15 protein-coding genes, 1 rRNA gene and 1 other RNA gene are annotated in these 16,656 nt (G+C 43.7%); 2 read left to right on the top strand and 15 right to left on the bottom strand.

Going from position 1 to position 16,656, the window contains the following annotated elements; all coding sequences use genetic code 11:
• The 7 genes from BLS49_RS23620 to ffs all read right to left on the bottom strand — a co-directional run.
• Positions 1-225, bottom strand: a 16S ribosomal RNA gene (locus BLS49_RS23620); the annotation flags it as partial.
• A 259-nt stretch (positions 226-484) separates the two neighbouring features.
• The gene (locus tag BLS49_RS23615) at positions 485-748 is read right to left on the bottom strand and encodes a pro-sigmaK processing inhibitor BofA family protein (protein WP_425432182.1); all 264 of its coding nucleotides are present in this window, start codon (positions 746-748) and stop codon (positions 485-487) included.
• Positions 749-766: 18 nt separating this feature from the next.
• Positions 767-1,054 carry a DUF2508 family protein gene (locus BLS49_RS23610; protein WP_091236447.1) on the bottom strand — a complete coding sequence of 96 codons (288 nt, stop codon included), beginning with the start codon at positions 1,052-1,054 and terminating at the stop codon, positions 767-769.
• 154 nt (positions 1,055-1,208) lie between these two features.
• Positions 1,209-1,808, bottom strand: a complete 600-nt coding sequence (gene recR, locus BLS49_RS23605; RefSeq protein ID WP_091236445.1) for a recombination mediator RecR — start codon at positions 1,806-1,808, stop codon at positions 1,209-1,211.
• Positions 1,809-1,833: 25 nt separating this feature from the next.
• The gene (locus tag BLS49_RS23600; protein WP_091236443.1) at positions 1,834-2,145 is read right to left on the bottom strand and encodes a YbaB/EbfC family nucleoid-associated protein; all 312 of its coding nucleotides are present in this window, start codon (positions 2,143-2,145) and stop codon (positions 1,834-1,836) included.
• A 79-nt stretch (positions 2,146-2,224) separates the two neighbouring features.
• On the bottom strand, positions 2,225-3,985 hold the full coding sequence (dnaX, locus tag BLS49_RS23595) for a DNA polymerase III subunit gamma/tau (RefSeq protein ID WP_091236440.1): 1,761 nt from the start codon (positions 3,983-3,985) through the stop codon (positions 2,225-2,227).
• Positions 3,986-4,134: 149 nt separating this feature from the next.
• Positions 4,135-4,402: signal recognition particle sRNA large type (ffs, locus tag BLS49_RS23590), an RNA gene on the bottom strand.
• A 169-nt stretch (positions 4,403-4,571) separates the two neighbouring features.
• Here ffs and BLS49_RS23585 point away from each other — a divergent pair.
• Entirely contained in the window at positions 4,572-5,828 is a 1,257-nt protein-coding gene (locus BLS49_RS23585; RefSeq protein WP_091236438.1) for a stalk domain-containing protein, read from the top strand.
• Between the two features lie 89 nt (positions 5,829-5,917).
• Here BLS49_RS23585 and rpmE read toward each other — a convergent pair whose 3' ends face one another.
• The 8 genes from rpmE to rpoE all read right to left on the bottom strand — a co-directional run bounded on the left by rpmE (position 5,918) and on the right by rpoE (position 14,596).
• Positions 5,918-6,115: a 50S ribosomal protein L31 gene (gene rpmE, locus BLS49_RS23580; RefSeq protein ID WP_091236435.1), complete on the bottom strand. Its 198-nt coding sequence runs from the start codon at positions 6,113-6,115 to the stop codon at positions 5,918-5,920.
• Positions 6,116-6,261: 146 nt separating this feature from the next.
• On the bottom strand, positions 6,262-7,536 hold the full coding sequence (locus BLS49_RS23575; RefSeq protein ID WP_091236433.1) for a radical SAM family protein: 1,275 nt from the start codon (positions 7,534-7,536) through the stop codon (positions 6,262-6,264).
• A 42-nt stretch (positions 7,537-7,578) separates the two neighbouring features.
• Positions 7,579-8,934, bottom strand: a complete 1,356-nt coding sequence (rho, locus tag BLS49_RS23570) for a transcription termination factor Rho (RefSeq protein WP_091236430.1) — start codon at positions 8,932-8,934, stop codon at positions 7,579-7,581.
• Positions 8,935-9,054: 120 nt separating this feature from the next.
• On the bottom strand, positions 9,055-10,308 hold the full coding sequence (locus BLS49_RS23565) for a UDP-N-acetylglucosamine 1-carboxyvinyltransferase (RefSeq protein ID WP_091236428.1): 1,254 nt from the start codon (positions 10,306-10,308) through the stop codon (positions 9,055-9,057).
• Between the two features lie 171 nt (positions 10,309-10,479).
• Entirely contained in the window at positions 10,480-11,334 is an 855-nt protein-coding gene (locus BLS49_RS23560) for a class II fructose-bisphosphate aldolase (RefSeq protein WP_091236425.1), read from the bottom strand.
• 210 nt (positions 11,335-11,544) lie between these two features.
• Positions 11,545-11,916 (bottom strand): response regulator, encoded by a 372-nt coding sequence (locus BLS49_RS23555; protein ID WP_091236423.1) that lies wholly within the window; start codon positions 11,914-11,916, stop codon positions 11,545-11,547.
• A 153-nt stretch (positions 11,917-12,069) separates the two neighbouring features.
• Positions 12,070-13,671: a CTP synthase gene (locus tag BLS49_RS23550; protein ID WP_091236420.1), complete on the bottom strand. Its 1,602-nt coding sequence runs from the start codon at positions 13,669-13,671 to the stop codon at positions 12,070-12,072.
• A 352-nt stretch (positions 13,672-14,023) separates the two neighbouring features.
• The gene (gene rpoE, locus BLS49_RS23545; RefSeq protein WP_091236419.1) at positions 14,024-14,596 is read right to left on the bottom strand and encodes a DNA-directed RNA polymerase subunit delta; all 573 of its coding nucleotides are present in this window, start codon (positions 14,594-14,596) and stop codon (positions 14,024-14,026) included.
• 417 nt (positions 14,597-15,013) lie between these two features.
• On the opposite strand from rpoE, the gene BLS49_RS23540 reads away from it, so the two are divergent.
• Positions 15,014-16,165 (top strand): S8 family peptidase, encoded by a 1,152-nt coding sequence (locus tag BLS49_RS23540; RefSeq protein WP_091236417.1) that lies wholly within the window; start codon positions 15,014-15,016, stop codon positions 16,163-16,165.
• The last annotated feature ends 491 nt before the right edge of the window (positions 16,166-16,656 follow it).

Raw genomic sequence — 16,656 nt, 5'->3', positions numbered from 1 at the left:
GATTGCTCCGTCTTTCATTATTCCACCATGCGATGAAATAAATTATCCGGTATTAGCTAACGTTTCCGCTAGTTATCCCGGTCTTACAGGCAGGTTGCCTACGTGTTACTCACCCGTCCGCCGCTAACTATCAGGAGAGCAAGCTCTCCATCAAGTCCGCTCGACTTGCATGTATTAGGCACGCCGCCAGCGTTCGTCCTGAGCCAGGATCAAACTCTCCATTAAAGTGTTTGACTTGCTCATTTAGAAAAACTGACGAGAATTATTCATTCTCATTTTAATACTCACTCGTTGTTCAGTTTTCAAAGATCAACTTCGTTTTTCACCACCGCTTTTTGTTCAGCAGCGACCTTTATAATATATCATGTTAGATCTTCAAAAGTCAATCACTTTTTTTCGATTTATTTTTTCAATACCGTTAAAAGGTTGTCTTATTGAAGAAGCGATTAATAATGTACCATATATTATAAAGTATAGTCAACAGTCAAATCATGGTTAATTTCAAGCCTAATAAAAGCACTACCCCAGGAAGCCCAAGTACTAGTACCGTCCCAATTGTAGCTGGATTCAATGGAATATAAACTTCGGTCAATAAACCAGAGAAGTTTACAACATAAATACCTAATGCAGCGAGCACAATATGTAGCCCTAATCGAGTAAGCCAGGCGAAGCCAAGTCTTTTAGTAATCCATATATATAACAGCATAAATAGGGAAACAATAAGGATGACCGCAAATATTGTCTTCACACCCTTTACTCTCCTTTCTTAATCAGATGAACTAAAATATGATCCGTGTTTAAAAACATCCCATTCTACATTCGCCTGCTTAGCCTCTTTTAATTGGATTTGATATTTTCGCTCAGCCGCTTCTAGTGTATAGATCGCTACATCGACTTCATCTTTCCCAACAGCGTTTTGAAAAGCCCAGCAGGCTTGTTCCCATTCCCGTCTGGCTCTAGTAACCTCCTGATATAAAAACTCCTTGGACTCCTGATCCTGTATCTGTCTCAGTCCACTCGACCATTTTTGTGAATGCTTATATCCCCATCGCATCAATAATGTTCGCCCCTTTCTCCATCTCTTTTCATGTTTATCGAGATTAGGACAAACTTAGAACCAATATCCTGCAGAGCACGCGTATGACGCAAAAAGACCCTGATCCCCAAATCATTTCATTGGAATCAAGGTCCATATAATTATATCAAAATCAATTAAGTTCACGCCGTCCTTCAAGCGCTTTGGACAAAGTCACTTCATCAGCATACTCAAGGTCCCCGCCTACAGGCAGGCCGTGCGCAATCCGGGTCACCCGAATATCGAATGGTTTCACAAGCCGAGAGATATACATTGCTGTAGCCTCGCCCTCAATGTTAGGGTTAGTCGCCATTATCAATTCCTTGACTCGTTCATCACTAAGACGATTCAAAAGCTCCTTAAGACGAATATCGTCAGGACCAAGCCCCTCCATAGGAGAGATCGCACCCTGTAGAACATGATAATAACCATCGAATTCCTTCGTACGTTCCATTGCCACAAGATCTTTGGACTCCTGGACAACGCAAATGACAGAAGGGTCACGCGTCTTGTCCTGACAAATCCGACATGGGTCCGTATCTGTAATGTTGCAGCAGATGGAACAGTAGTGAAGATTGCGTTTAACATTGACCAGAGCTTTGGCAAAATCGATCACGTCATCTTCTTTCATTCGCAAGACATGAAACGCCAGTCTCGTCGCTGTCTTTGGACCAATCCCCGGCAAGTGGGTAAACGCATCAATCAGCTTGGCAATCGGTTCAGGATAATACAATGAGAGTAATCTCCTTCAATCTAAATTAAAACAGACCTGGAATTTTCATTCCGCCTGTAAATTTACCCATATCTTGATTAGCGAGCTCTTCTGCCTTGTTAAGCGCATCATTAACAGCAGTAATAACAAGATCTTGCAGCATTTCTACATCATCTGGATCTACTGCTTCTGGCTTAATATTCAAAGACAACACTTTTTTGTGTCCATTTACTTGAACAGTAACAACGCCGCCGCCTGCGCTACCTTCAATAGTCTTGCTCCCAAGCTCCTCTTGCGCTTTCATCATTTGCTCCTGCATTTTTTTTACCTGCTTCATCATTTGGTTCATATTGTTCACTAGGCCCACATCTCCTTAAATAGTTTCAATATCATTATAATAGTGAGTGTTCAAAAAGTCAGGCTTACAGCTCAGAGCATCACTCTTTGATCACAACAAGATCCTCGCCAAACATTTGTAACGCTTCATCAACCCAAGGTTCCTTACCCTCAGATTCATCTCCAGGAGCTGGCACAAGTTCAAAAGGTTCCTTTGAAGGCTCCACCGCCCCTTGAATTGCCTCATTCCAGTCCTTAAGCATCATAGTAACCAGTCTACACGAGTGGCCAATCTGGCGCTCAATCACATGTTCAATCAATTGTTTGTTCGCTGGTTTTTCAGTCGTTTCTCGATGTATGTCATTCTTAAAAGCAACGAGTACAGAGTCATCCAGCATCGATACCGGCTCTCCATTCATAAACCAAGCATGTACAGTAACCTTCTCATCCTTAACTGCCTGAAGGATCTGATTCCATTTACCCTGAACCATCATAAATTCCGGATTGCTTCGTTCGGCAACAAATCGATCAATTCCTGAAGGAATTTTTGCAGTTGACGATACCCGCGGAGCGGCATGTCTTGAAGACGAACGGCTGGCCGAAGTTGAAGATCTGTCACCAGAACCGTGCGCCCCATCTCCTTGAAGCCCTCCAGCAAGAGCCCGTTCAAGTTTGTTCTCAAGCTCTGCTAGCTGTCTTTTAAGACGTTCCACTTCCGACGCATCCGCAGAAGGCGCAGCTCCATGACTTGCACTAACAGCGGATTGAATCTCTTCTTTCGGAATATTAAATAACTTAAGCAAAGCAACCTCAAACAGCATCTGTGGCTGAGCAGCATATTTCATCTCAGTCTGATAATGGTTAAGTGCATCGATAATCTGGAACAGCTGGGACCGGGAAAAAGCACTTGCCATCTCCCTGAATTCCTCAACATCCAGCACACGTTCTGTCAATCGATCGGCCTGCGGCACCATTTTAATGAGTAACAAATCACGGAAATAATAGAGCAGGTTCTCCATGCACTTGTCAGCACTTTTGCCCTCTTGCATAAGAACCTCAATCGTTTGAAGCATACCGCCTACATCATTATCAAGAATCGTGTGGGCAAGCTGTGCAAACCGTCTGGAAGGAATGCCTCCTGTCATGTCCAGCACCTGCTGGTAAGACACACGACCATCTGTAAAAGAAGCTATCTGATCCAGCACGCTCACTGCATCACGCATACCGCCATCTGATAATTTAGCAATATACGAAATCGCTTCATCATCGGCATCAATGCCTTCCTGCTCACAAATGGTTTTGAGACGAGAAGCTTGCTCCTCTAAAGATACTCTCCGAAAATCAAAACGCTGACAACGGGAAATAACGGTTGCCGGCAATCGGTGTGGCTCCGTTGTAGCCAAAATAAACATCACATGCGGTGGCGGTTCTTCCAGCGTCTTCAGCAATGCGTTGAACGCTTCCGTCGTTAGCATATGAACTTCATCAATAATATAAACTTTCTGCCGCACTTCCGTAGGGGCATATTTTACCTTCTCACGGAGATCACGAATTTCCTCGACCCCTCGATTGGAAGCGGCGTCAATCTCAAGCACATCCATCACAGCGCCCGCGGTAATCCGAAGGCACGCATCACATTCGTTACATGGCTCTGGCCCAGGGCCTTTCTCGCAGTTTACTGCCTTGGCCAATATTTTTGCAGCTGTGGTCTTCCCGGTACCACGAGGCCCGCTGAAGAGATAAGCATGCGATAACCGCTGCTCACGAATCGCATTCTGTAGTGTTCGAATAATGTGCTGCTGCCCTACCATATCTTGAAACGACTGCGGCCGCCAAGCACGGTACAGCGCAATATGCTCCATTTTGCGGCACCTTCTTTCTATACCTTAAGCGACATTTGCCGCTCCTTCATTATACTATACACATACACTTACGAGCCATATTCCCGCAACATCCCATAAAAAAACATCTCTGCCCAAAAAGACAAAGATGTTTGACTGTAAGTATTAAGCCGTGCACCTGTTATTGATCGTTGCGATCCAAGCGGCACCTTTACAGCGCAACTCGGGACAGGCTCCCCTCCGGCACAAGAGTGAAACTGCTTATGGCTGCTTCCTTCCGGACCTGACCAGGTTCACAGGTACTCATTGCGGAGGACCCGTCCGTCAACGTCTGCCATAAAGACCAAACCTCACATCGACAAGACCTCTAACAGGAATTCAACCTCGCTATAGCGGATTGCGAGTTACAGGGCACCGCTGCCTCCCCATCTAGCACGGTGAAACTAAGTATATCTTATGGCTGTCGAAAATGCAACCAAGGGCAAAAACTGGCTGCTCTTCTAATATGTAATCTACAACTCTCTGTCACTACTTGTAAATGGTATAATTATAATATTTTGATAGAATAGAGTTAATATATTAAAAAAATTGTTTAAAAGGAGACACTATGTCAAAGAGATTAGGAAAGCTCATTCTCGCCGCTTCCATAGTATCCGGTGGGATGCTTGGTATAAGCCAAGCTCCGACTGAAGCAAGTTCTGCGGTGAAGATTATGTTGGACGGTTATCCATTATCTTTTTCCGGGGATCCTGTTATTATGAACGGAACTACTATGGTTCCTTTTCGATCCATCTCTGAAGCAATGGGGATTAACGTAACCTGGAATCAGGCTACAAAGACGATTTTAGCCGTTAAAGGCGACGGAGCAGAGGCGATCCGTGTTCAATTGACTTTAGATAATAAAAAAGCCCTCGTTAACGGCACTGCAACCCCACTAGCAGTAGCTCCGCAAGCTGTACAAGGAAATACACTGATTCCCCTCAGCTTCTTCAGCCAACAATTTGGAGCAACTGTAGGATGGGATCAAACAGCACGAACGGTATCGATCACTTCTCCACAAGAGAAAATGTATACACTCGCCTTCTATGCTACCTCCTCTTTTTCAGAGGTCGAAACAATCCCTCGCTTCAATTCCGTTTCCTTTGGCTGGAGCAGAATTGATGAGAATGGAAAGTTTGCTACGACAGGAAAAGCAGGAGACTTTCAGTTTCCTAAACCAGCAGGTGATATAAATGCTGAGACGTTAGTCTTAGATGCTGCCAAAGCAGGTACTACCCCTTATCTGATGGTACTGTCTGGAGATACCAAAGGTGAACTAACCAAAATTATAGAGAACGCTGAATTTCGTCAGCAAGCGATATTAGATATGATAACAACAGCGAAAGAGAATCATTTTGAAGGTATTTTACTAGATTTTGAGGGTCTTGGTCTAACTACAGATAAAACACTGACAAGATCCGCCTTTACAGCATTTGTTAAGGAATTGGATACTGCAACTAATAAAGAGGACTTAAAACTATCTCTGGCATTGCACCCACTTAACTCCTCATACCAAGGTTACGACTATAAAGCACTTGGGGATATTGCGGATGAACTTATTATTATGGCTTACGATTATGGCACAAAGGGAACGCCTGAGCCTGTAAACAAAATAAATGAAGCCATCCTTCTCGCATTAGAGCAGACGGATAAAGACAACCTCATCCTTGGTATTAATCTATACAGCGAAAATGCTGATTCTGTTTCAACAGTGATCGGGCTTGCAAAGCGTTATGATCTTAAGGGGATCGCACTATGGAGACTTGGTCTAATCAGTAGCGATGAATGGAGCAGTATGCAGCGAAGCGTTGAATTCAGGCAATAGAAAAATAACACATTGCAAAAAAATCCCCCACTCCATAGGAGTAGGGGATTTCGACGTTATTCGAGATGCTGCAATCACAGCATTTCTTCTTAGATGCCGTATTTTTTCTTAAATTTATCCACACGTCCACCTGCATCCAAGAACTTCTGTTTACCAGTGAAGAAAGGATGGCAGTTGGAGCAAATTTCAACGCGTAGATCTTGCTTTACGGAACCTGTTTCAAAAGTGTTGCCACAAGCACAGGTTATCGTAGTCAAGTGATATTTCGGTTGAATGGCTTCATTCATGACTTTCACCTCTTTTTCGCCCTGAGCCTCATGCGTGCACAGAGTTATATTGACACTTTTAAGATTATAACATGCGAAATATTGCGATGCAATCCTCTATTCTCAGGAAAAACTGGGTCAAGCAACAAATCATTTTTAATGGTCAATTAATTGGTGGTAAGCTTCTTAATACGCGCAAGCTCATTAGGCGGAACATGTGTATAAGAACCAATAACTACATCAGGCAACTCTTCCTGGAAAATTTCTATCGCTTGCTTCATACCGAGAATATCGCCCTGTGCTTTTGGTATCAGCTCCATATAACTCTCAGGATCAATGTTAAGATTGCGAAGCTGAATCAATTTAAGCTTGGTCTTTCGAGCAAATTCGATCATGGCTTCAATCTCCTCTTCCCGATCCGTAACACCTGGAAAGATCAAATAGTTAATTGAAGTATAGACCCCTTGATCTGAAGCATACCGAAGTGACTTTTCCACATTTGCGAGTGTGTATCCACGCGGCTTGTAGTAAGCATTATAGTGATCATCCAGCGCACTAATCGTACTCACACGCATCAAATCAAGGCCGGCATCGACGATGCCTCGAATATGATCGCTAAGCCCGGCATTGGTATTAATATTTATATAGCCCATATCCGTATGTCTGCGTACTTCACGAATGGCTTCAATAATTAATTTAGCCTGTGTTGAAGGTTCACCCTCACAACCCTGTCCAAAGCTGATTATGGATTCCGGCGTTCTAAGATGCTCCATCATCACCTGCACAATTTCATCCACTCTCGGACGGAAATTCATCCGTGTCTGCGGAGCTACAAATCCGCTATCATCCGGTTGCTCCGAAATACAGCCAAAACATCCAGCATTACACGAATAGGATACAGGCACTGCACCTTCCCAACGGTTCAAAAATGTGTTAGAAGCCGTTAGACACTCATAACCAAGCGCACAATTTGAAAGATGTTCGTAGAGACGATTATCTGGATAACGGGACTTCAGCGATTTCACTTGATGCTTGAGTTCTAGCGGATCACAATTCAGCGGATTCCACCTCTCAGGATCATCAGACATTCTTGCCGTTACGAAGAACTGTCCATCTTTCCATACTACAGCGGAATAACCGAATAACGGCAGCTTGTAGTCCTTGTCTGACTTCACATAGCCAGGAAGACAGAGCCTTGTGTAGCCTTGCGGCAACAATGCTCCTACTGCCTGCACATTACCCTGTACTGGCATCATTTCACCAGTATCCGGGTCCATACCAACAGGTCGAGTACAAGGAAGACCTACAAGCGTTGCCCCTTCTGGAAGTGGAATTAACTCGTCTTCCATAATTTCAACAATCATATCTGCGCTGCGGGCAAGCCCATAAAGCGTAGGATGATCATAAACTTGCCCTTGTTCATCGGCATATACTAAGTACATTCAATTGTTCCTTTCTATAACCCAATCCATAAATCAGGGCCATTATGACCCTGAACCTGATCCTGAACCAGAAGATGATGAAACTGTACGAGCTCGGCGAACGCTGCTTCCACTAGCTGACGAGGTTTTGGCACTACCGCTATTCGCAGAGTTCCCAGCAGCATCGAACGATGCTAAAAATTCCGCGTTTGTTTTGCTATCCCGAAGCTTCTTCAGGAAACCTTCGACAAAATCATAGGAATCGTTCATATTTTTACGAATAGCCCAAATTGTATCCAACTCTTCCTTATTCAAGAGCACTTCCTCACGGCGTGTACCGGAACGACGAATATCGATGGCTGGAAAAATACGGCGCTCGGCAAGCTTACGATCCAAATGCAATTCCATATTTCCCGTACCTTTAAACTCTTCATATATAATATCATCCATACGAGATCCAGTATCAACCAAAGCCGTTGCAAGAATCGTTAAGCTTCCGCCTTCCTCTACATTCCGGGCTGAGCCAAAGAAACGTTTTGGGCGATGGAATGCGGCTGGATCAATACCACCGCTCAATGTACGTCCAGAAGGCGGAACAACAAGATTATATGCCCGAGCCAGACGAGTGATACTATCAAGCAAAATAACAACATCCTTCTTATGCTCAACAAGTCTTAGCGCACGCTGTAATACGAGTTCCGCTACTTTGATATGGTTCTCAGGCAATTCATCAAACGTTGATGCAATGACTTCACCTTTAACCGAACGCTGCATATCTGTTACTTCTTCCGGGCGTTCATCAATTAACAGTACGAATAACTCGATTTCGGGATTGTTGGTAGAAATACTATTGGCGATCTCTTTAAGCAATAGTGTTTTCCCTGCTTTTGGCGGTGCTACGATCAAACCACGTTGTCCAAGTCCTACTGGGGCAAGTACATCCATAATGCGCGTGGATAAATGGGTCGGAGATGTTTCAAGCACAAGTTTGTTCTGTGGATATAGAGGAGTCAGCGCTGGAAAATGGAGACGTTCTGCGGCAATCGCCGGATTCTCTCCATTGACGGCATTTACCTGAAGAAGCCCAAAGTAACGTTCGTTCTCTTTAGGAGCCCGGCACTTACCAGACACAAGGTCTCCCGTCCTCAGATCAAATTTGCGTATCTGCGAAGCCGAAATATAAATATCTTCCGTACTCGGCAAATAATTGATGGGTCTAAGAAATCCGTAGCCTTCAGGTAAAATCTCCAAGACACCTTCCATAAACATTAGCCCGCTCTGTTCTGCCTGAGCTCTAAGAATTGCAAAAATTAATTCTTTCTTTTTTAACTGACCATAATATTGAATCTGGTGCTGTTTGGCCAGCTTATACAGTTCAGTCAGCTTCATACCTTCCAAGTCAGCAATTTGAAGATCCATATAAAAACCACCTATTCAATTTTTCTTATCACTAATATTAACTTAGAAGAATAGAGAATCTATGAAGACATTTATCTATTATTACCCGATCATAGACAAATTATGCGGACGACAGGACGCTTATTCCGTCTGCCGCCACACATCTGCACCGAGAGAACGTAGATTCGCAACCAAATTATCGTAACCACGATCAATAAATTCTACGCCGGATACTTCTGTAACTCCATCGTCTACCGTTAATCCTGCAATAACCAGTGCTGCTCCTGCACGAAGGTCCGACGCCTTTACTTTTGCCCCGTTTAGTGGCCCACCGTCAATAATAGCAGAACGACCCTCTACGCGAATTTTAGCTCCCATTCGAACGAGCTCCGGTACATGCTTGAATCGGTTGCTGTACACGAAATCGCTCAATACGCTAACGCCTTCAGCTTGAGTGAGCAGACTAGTCATAGGAGATTGAAGGTCCGTTGGAAATCCTGGATATACCAGTGCTTTCACATCAACATGACTATATTTAGACGCGCCGATCACACGAATGGATTCATCAAGTTCTTCTACCTTTACACCCATTTCCAGCAATTTAGCAGTCAATGCTTCTAAATGCTTCGGAATGACCCCATCAATAAGGACATCGCCACGAGTAGCCGCAGCCGCAATCATATAAGTTCCAACCTGTATACGGTCAGGAATTATGGAATGACGACAGCCCTTCAGTTCGGATACGCCTTCGATGCGAATCGTTTCTGTGCCTGCGCCTTTAATACTTGCACCCATAGAATTTAATAGTGTTGCTACATCTATAATTTCAGGCTCTTTGGCCGCATTTTCAATTGTTGTAGAGCCTTTGGCCCGAGTGGCCGCCAGCATAATATTAATCGTTGCCCCTACACTGCTAACATCCAAATAGATTTTTGCACCGCGTAACTCTTTAGCATGTAAATGTATAGCACCATGTTCATTTGTTACGGTAGCACCAAGCGCTTCAAAACCTTTAATATGTTGATCAATAGGTCGAGGTTCAAAATTGCAGCCCCCTGGCAAGCCAATAGTTGCCTCGTTAAAACGTCCAAGCAGGGCACCCATCATATAATAAGATGCACGCAGCTTTTTTACAGGTCCATTCGGCATAGGAATCGATCTTATATCAGAAGGATCAATTTTCATTTGATTTCCTTCCCAAAATACGTGAGCACCCAACTCCTCCAAAATCTCCGAATAAACCGCAACATCACTTAACAGCGGCAAATTATCTAAAACTACTTCGGATTCTGCAAGAATTGCAGCCGGAATCAATGCAATTGCACTATTTTTGGCACCGCTGATCGACACAGTACCACGCAGCGGCCGTCCACCGCTGATCATTAATTTCTCCATAAGCTTAAGGGTCCCCCTACGTATTTTGCAGCGTAAAAAATGATATGATACAGCTATACCTTCCCTATTTTATCAGTGAAAATGGAAAGACACCGTCTAGGCGGTGTACTCTCCATATCACTATATTCAACTGGGTGAATCATAGAGTGTTCTGGTAACTTGTACTAATAGTTAAGCTTTGTTGTTAGAACCAAATTCGCGAATTTTGCCAATTACAGTAGCTTTGATTGCATCGCGACCTGGAACGATATATTTACGTGGATCGTAAGCATCTGGTTTTGCAGCCAGAACTTCACGAACCGCTTTAGTAAATTCAATTTGGTTCTCAGTGTTTACGTTGATTTTGGAAGTACCCAATGAGATCGCTTTTTGGATATCATGAGTAGGAATGCCTGTACCACCATGAAGAACCAATGGGATATTAGTTACATCACGGATTTCTTCCATTTCCTTGAAACCAAGGTTTGGTTCGCCAAGGTATGGTCCATGAACAGAACCGAGCGCTGGAGCCAAAGTATCGATTCCAGTTTCTTTAACGATACGTACACATTCGTCGCGGTCAGCATATTGGATACCGCCGATTACGTCGTCTTCTTGACCACCAACTGTACCTACTTCTGCTTCAACCGATACACCTTTTGCATGTGCATACTCAACAACTTTTTTCGTCATTTCAATGTTCTCATCGATTGGATGATGGGAACCATCGATCATAACGGAAGTAAAGCCAGCATCGATAGCTTCTTTACATTTGTCAAAGCTTGAACCGTGGTCAAGATGAATAGCTACAGGAACTGTAATTTTCATGTCGTGCAAAAGACCTTCAACCATTTTAACAACGGTATAGAAACCGCTCATATGGCGAGCTGCGCCTTCGGAAACACCAAGGATTACTGGGGACTTCTCTTCTTCAGAAGCAGCAAGAATAGCTTGAGTCCACTCAAGGTTGTTGATGTTGAATTGACCTACAGCATATTTTCCTTCAAGTGCTTTGTTCAACATTTCTGTCATAGATACTAATGGCATTGGTTTCAATCCTCCTAAGGATATGAGATTTATCTTGTTTTAGCCGACATTCACACAGATTTATTATACCACAACCTGTCAAAAATACTATCGAAGCTTTCCCCTTCATTTGTGAATATACTACGGAAATAATTGCTATTCATTCAGGCTTCTCCTTATTTCTGTACATCAAAAAAAGAACCCCTTGGCAGGGGTTCTTCCACATAACGATTATTCATCTTCATTCAAATACTTATTCACGGCCATACGCATTTCATCAATGTCGAACGGTTTGGTAAAATGCATTAAAGCGCCAAGTTCTGTCGCTTCCTTAATCATATCCAGCTCACCATAAGCGGTCATCATAATCACTTTGATCTCTGGATTAACTTCCTTGATATGCTTAAGAATTTCAAGACCATCCATCCCCGGAATCTTCATATCTAAAAGAACAAGATCCGGCGAGTCAGTACGAACGATCTCCAATGCAAGTTTGCCATTGGCCGCTTGAAATGTCTTATATCCTTCGCTGCTAAACACTTCCATCAACAAAATACGGATGCCGTTCTGATCATCGACAATAAGTACCTTTTTCTCTCCCACACAGAACCCTCCTACGAATCTACCCTTGTAATCCTATATATTTTATAATTCGCCCCCATTTAGGAAATTCCTTCTAATCTGGAAAAAAGAGACTGAAAAATCGCAATATTTAGGAGATACTGGCAAAATCGCAGACATTGTAGCGAAAACTACTTATGACAAATGAGTAATTGAAGCTTTTACGAACTCACGGAACAACGGTTGCGGACGGTTCGGACGAGATGTAAATTCGGGATGGAATTGTACCGCAAGGAACCATGGATGTCCCGGAAGCTCAACAATTTCAACAAGACGTCCGTCCGGTGAAGTCCCGGAAATACGAAGACCAGCTGCTTCAATCGTCTCACGATAGGCGTTGTTGAATTCATAACGATGGCGATGTCTCTCATAGACCAACTCATCACTATAGCAGTCCATAGCAAGTGATCCTGGTTGGAGTTTGCATGGATACAGACCAAGACGCATAGTACCACCCAAATCCTCGATATCCTTCTGCTCTGGAAGCAAATCAATTACAGGATATTCTGTAGACGGATTGATCTCAGAGCTGTTAGCACCTTGAAGTCCTGCCAAAGAACGTGCGTACTCGATGACAGCTACTTGCATACCAAGACAAATGCCAAAGAACGGAATCTTGTTCTCACGTGCATAACGAATGGTTGTAATTTTACCCTCGATACCCCGGTCTCCAAAACCGCCTGGTACAAGAATACCGCCAACACCTTTTAATAAAACTTCTACATTATCTTCAGTTACTTCTTCTGCATTGACCCAACGGATTTTAACATCGGCGTTAGCGTCAAAGCCCGCATGCGACAAGGACTCAACAACACTCAAATAAGCATCATGCAGAGCGACATATTTACCAACAATGGCGATTTCCACTGTTTTTTCAAGCTTGCTTACCCGTTCTACGAGGCTCTCCCATTCCGTCATATCCGGAGCCGGAGTCGTTAATTTGAGATGGTTCACGACGATTTCATCAAGACCTTCATCGCGCAAATTAAGTGGTATCTGGTAGAGGCTGTCCGCATCGCGGCATTCTACAACTGCATTTGGATCAATATCACAGAAAAGGGCAATCTTTGCCTTCATGTCATCGGACAATTCATGCTCTGTACGACATACGATAACATTTGGCTGAATACCGATACTCCGGAGTTCTTTTACACTGTGCTGAGTCGGCTTGGTTTTTACTTCACCTGCAGCTTTGATATAAGGAATGAGCGTTACATGAATGTACATCACATTCTCACGACCGATGTCGCTCTTAATTTGACGGATAGCTTCCAGGAACGGCAAGCTTTCGATATCACCGACAGTTCCGCCAATTTCCGTAATAACTACATCCGAACCCGCTTCACGACCAGCGCGGAATACGCGTTCTTTAATTTCGTTCGTAATATGAGGAATAACTTGTACCGTTCCGCCCAAATATTCACCACGACGTTCTTTGCCAATAACGGATGAATATATTTTGCCGGTCGTTACGTTACTGTTTTTTGACAAGTTAATGTCAATAAAACGCTCATAGTGACCAAGGTCAAGGTCAGTTTCAGCGCCATCGTCAGTAACAAACACTTCCCCATGCTGATAAGGACTCATCGTCCCCGGGTCTACATTGAGGTATGGATCAAACTTCTGAATCGTTACCTTTAGTCCCCTGTTTTTAAGCAGTCTGCCGAGCGATGCTGCCGTGATCCCTTTTCCCAATGAGGATACGACCCCGCCTGTCACGAAAATATATTTTGCCACAGTCAAAAAACCTCCTAAATAATACGGGTTCAATCATAAGATGACACAAACTACCTAAATGTATAGCAGTCTAAAAATCCTTAAATCTAGGTGACTCAGATCAATATAGCGTAACCCATTTAACGGTAAAACATAGCACGCAATGGGCACAAAAAAACAAAAAAGTGACACCCGAATAGGTCGGGGCACTTTTATATAAAATACATATTTATTAGGTTTGAATCATAAGCCCATGCAATAGTTTACCCGTTACCACATGCTCTGTCAAGTGAGTCTGTCATCTCCACAGTAGAGGTAAAAACGGTAAATTTGCCATTTAATTTTCTAATGAGCTTAACCTGGAAAATTATCTTTACTTATCGTCATCCTCTTCGAAATCTTCGTCAGAATCTTCGTCTTCACTGAGGTTTTCATCTTCATCTTCTTCAATATCTTCGTCATCGATCAGAGAATCATCGTCCTCATCAACTTCTACATCATCCTCGTCCTCATCTTCCGAGAACAGTTCATCTTCAGAATCATCGTCGATATTATCGAAATCTTCATCGTCATCAGAAGCAAAAGTATCTTCCTCTTCATTGAAGTCCTCATCTTCCAAATCATCATCGTCATCATTAATGATACGTGGACGCTTGGTGTTACCAACCGGATCTTCTGAACGTTCGATAGGATACCAGCGTTTTAGGCCCCACAGATTTGTACCTACACAAGCAAAACGGCCATCGATATTGATCTCCGTATACAGTTGTGCAATTGCATCGTTAATTTCCTCTTCACTCATATTGCGCAGTTTAGCAACCTCGTTCATAAGGTCACGGTAATAATACGGCGTATTAGCCGACTTCAAAATCATAAATGCCAAGTCAACCATCGGAATTTCATGAACCTTTTCCGGGTCGATTTTCAAATGGAGTGGGGTACTCACGATAACGGACACTTCCTCTCACACAATGTTCACAAAAAATTGATTCGTTCACTAATATTCTCTAACATATCCATATCACACCTTAGTAAACCCTATTTGTCATTAAATTGCAAGTTTTAAAATGTGGTGAAAAAGTGACCGGCTTTAAAAGAGAAAAGGAAAGAGACGCCGAACTTTAAGTTCGGCGTCTCTTGACTGTATCCTCTTCCAGAGCAGCATAAGCTGCCCTGGAAGGTTGCCTGAAAGCCTTAAGGGCCTTCACCATATCCTATGTAAGGATCGACGCTTTGACACGATGCATGCAAGCCTATATTCAAAAAAGCCCATTTCCGTTAGAACAGGGCCCCTTCCCCATTCCGCAAGTAGGATGCTGTCATAGTATACTTCATCACGCTTCGTCAGGAGGGGCTACCCCAAATGGACTACTCCAGATTCCTGCGGTACTTGCATGAACACATCGACGCCTCCGGAAAAGGCGGGCGACACATTATCCGCTTTCCGCATTCGGCCCAATATTCCGAATGCTTGCGTGAACTGCGTGGGCACAGACGCAATTCCTCCGCCCTGCGACGGGTTCGCACCTCTGCTCTTCTAAAGGCTTTATTTTGCCCTTTATCCCCGCAATTTCTTGCAGCTTGCCAACGTTTCGGACTGCTTGTTGAAGAGGATTCCCGTATTAGGGTACACTCAGCATCTTCTACAACAGCAGCTAAGGAGCGCAGCAGCAGCGATATTCCTTGGGGGGTGAAACGGATCGGTGCTCCTGAGGCATGGTCCGTATCTACGGGACATCAAATTCGGATCGGTGTCATCGATACCGGAGCCGATTATAACCACCCTGATCTCCAGCAATCTTTAGCCAGAGGTATTAACCTCCTTAATCAAATGACCCTGCCGTATGATGACAATGGACACGGGACTCATATCGCTGGTACGATAGCGGCTGCTGGTGGAACAAAAGGAATGATGGGTGTCGCACCACGTTCCCTGATCTACCCTGTTAAGGCATTTGATCATAACGGTTCTGCATACGTATCAGATATCATACTGGGCATTGATTGGTGTGTCAGGAACCATATGCAAATTATAAACATGAGCTTTGGAATGAAAAGCAAAAGTCAGTCGCTTCAGAACATTATACGTAAAGCTCATGGAGCAGGTATCGTTGTCGTTGCTTCATCCGGTAACGATAAAAGGGCTAAAAGCGCGGATTATCCGGCTAGATACCCCCATACGATCTCTGTTGGCGCCACTACCAAGGATGGTCGCATAGCCTCCTTCAGCAACCATGGAAGTTATATCGATATCTATGCTCCAGGCGAAAAAATAACGTCGTGCTGGCTTGGAGGAGGCTACCACGAAATGAATGGAACCTCTATGGCCACATCCCATGTCAGCGGATCTATTGCGCTGTTATTAGCCCTTCGACCTGATCTTAAGCCAGGCGAGATCAAGAGGAGATTACGACGGACGGCTCGCCCGATGCAGATTACGGGAGCCAGAGCAAAAGGCAGCCAGGGCGAGGTCCACGCATCACGTCTGCTGCGCGGAAAGTCAACAACCAAATAATATGGGGCTGTCTCAAAAGTAGGTTTAGTGTTAAAACTAGAAATAGCGGTGCAAGGAAGATGATCCCTGCACCGCTTGATCCTGCCACACATTCTAGGACCGTATCTCAAGTGTAATAATGTCATGATGCGAAATTCCTGAAATTCCTGCAAATGTGCAGGCTTTGTTTATGTAAAGCCTCTAAATGCCCTAAATTGCTGCAAATGTACAGGCTTTCTCTAAGGATTCTCTTCAAACTAGTCTATTCTGAAACATATTCCTGCATTTTTGCAGGCTTTTGTTCATCCTTTCATGGCTACTTTAAAAAAACTGTATTTTTGCATCCTTTTCCTGATATCTTGCCTTTACACTGCTAAACAAGAAGTCCCTCAAAGTCACCTTAGATAACTTTTGGGACAGCCTCTTCCGAAACGGCTCCAGAAGTCGAAAACTCAACTGTCGGATCAAAACCGAATATGCGTTTGGTTTAATAGAGAAATCTCAACTACATC

The organism is Fontibacillus panacisegetis (assembly GCF_900102215.1).
Lineage (GTDB): Bacteria > Bacillota > Bacilli > Paenibacillales > Paenibacillaceae > Fontibacillus > Fontibacillus panacisegetis.
This window is presented reverse-complemented; position numbering and strand designations above follow the sequence as displayed.

What these genes read in the sequence shown, in the direction of transcription:
- dnaX (WP_091236440.1), bottom strand. Translation starts at nt 3,985, where the DNA reads ATGGAGCATATTGCGCTGTACCGTGCTTGGCGGCCGCAGTCGTTTCAA.
- BLS49_RS23575 (WP_091236433.1), bottom strand. Translation starts at nt 7,536, where the DNA reads ATGTACTTAGTATATGCCGATGAACAAGGGCAAGTTTATGATCATCCT.
- rho (WP_091236430.1), bottom strand. Translation starts at nt 8,934, where the DNA reads ATGGATCTTCAAATTGCTGACTTGGAAGGTATGAAGCTGACTGAACTG.
- BLS49_RS23610 (WP_091236447.1), bottom strand. Translation starts at nt 1,054, where the DNA reads ATGCGATGGGGATATAAGCATTCACAAAAATGGTCGAGTGGACTGAGA.
- BLS49_RS23560 (WP_091236425.1), bottom strand. Translation starts at nt 11,334, where the DNA reads ATGCCATTAGTATCTATGACAGAAATGTTGAACAAAGCACTTGAAGGA.
- BLS49_RS23585 (WP_091236438.1), top strand. Translation starts at nt 4,572, where the DNA reads ATGTCAAAGAGATTAGGAAAGCTCATTCTCGCCGCTTCCATAGTATCC.
- BLS49_RS23565 (WP_091236428.1), bottom strand. Translation starts at nt 10,308, where the DNA reads ATGGAGAAATTAATGATCAGCGGTGGACGGCCGCTGCGTGGTACTGTG.
- BLS49_RS23540 (WP_091236417.1), top strand. Translation starts at nt 15,014, where the DNA reads ATGGACTACTCCAGATTCCTGCGGTACTTGCATGAACACATCGACGCC.
- rpmE (WP_091236435.1), bottom strand. Translation starts at nt 6,115, where the DNA reads ATGAATGAAGCCATTCAACCGAAATATCACTTGACTACGATAACCTGT.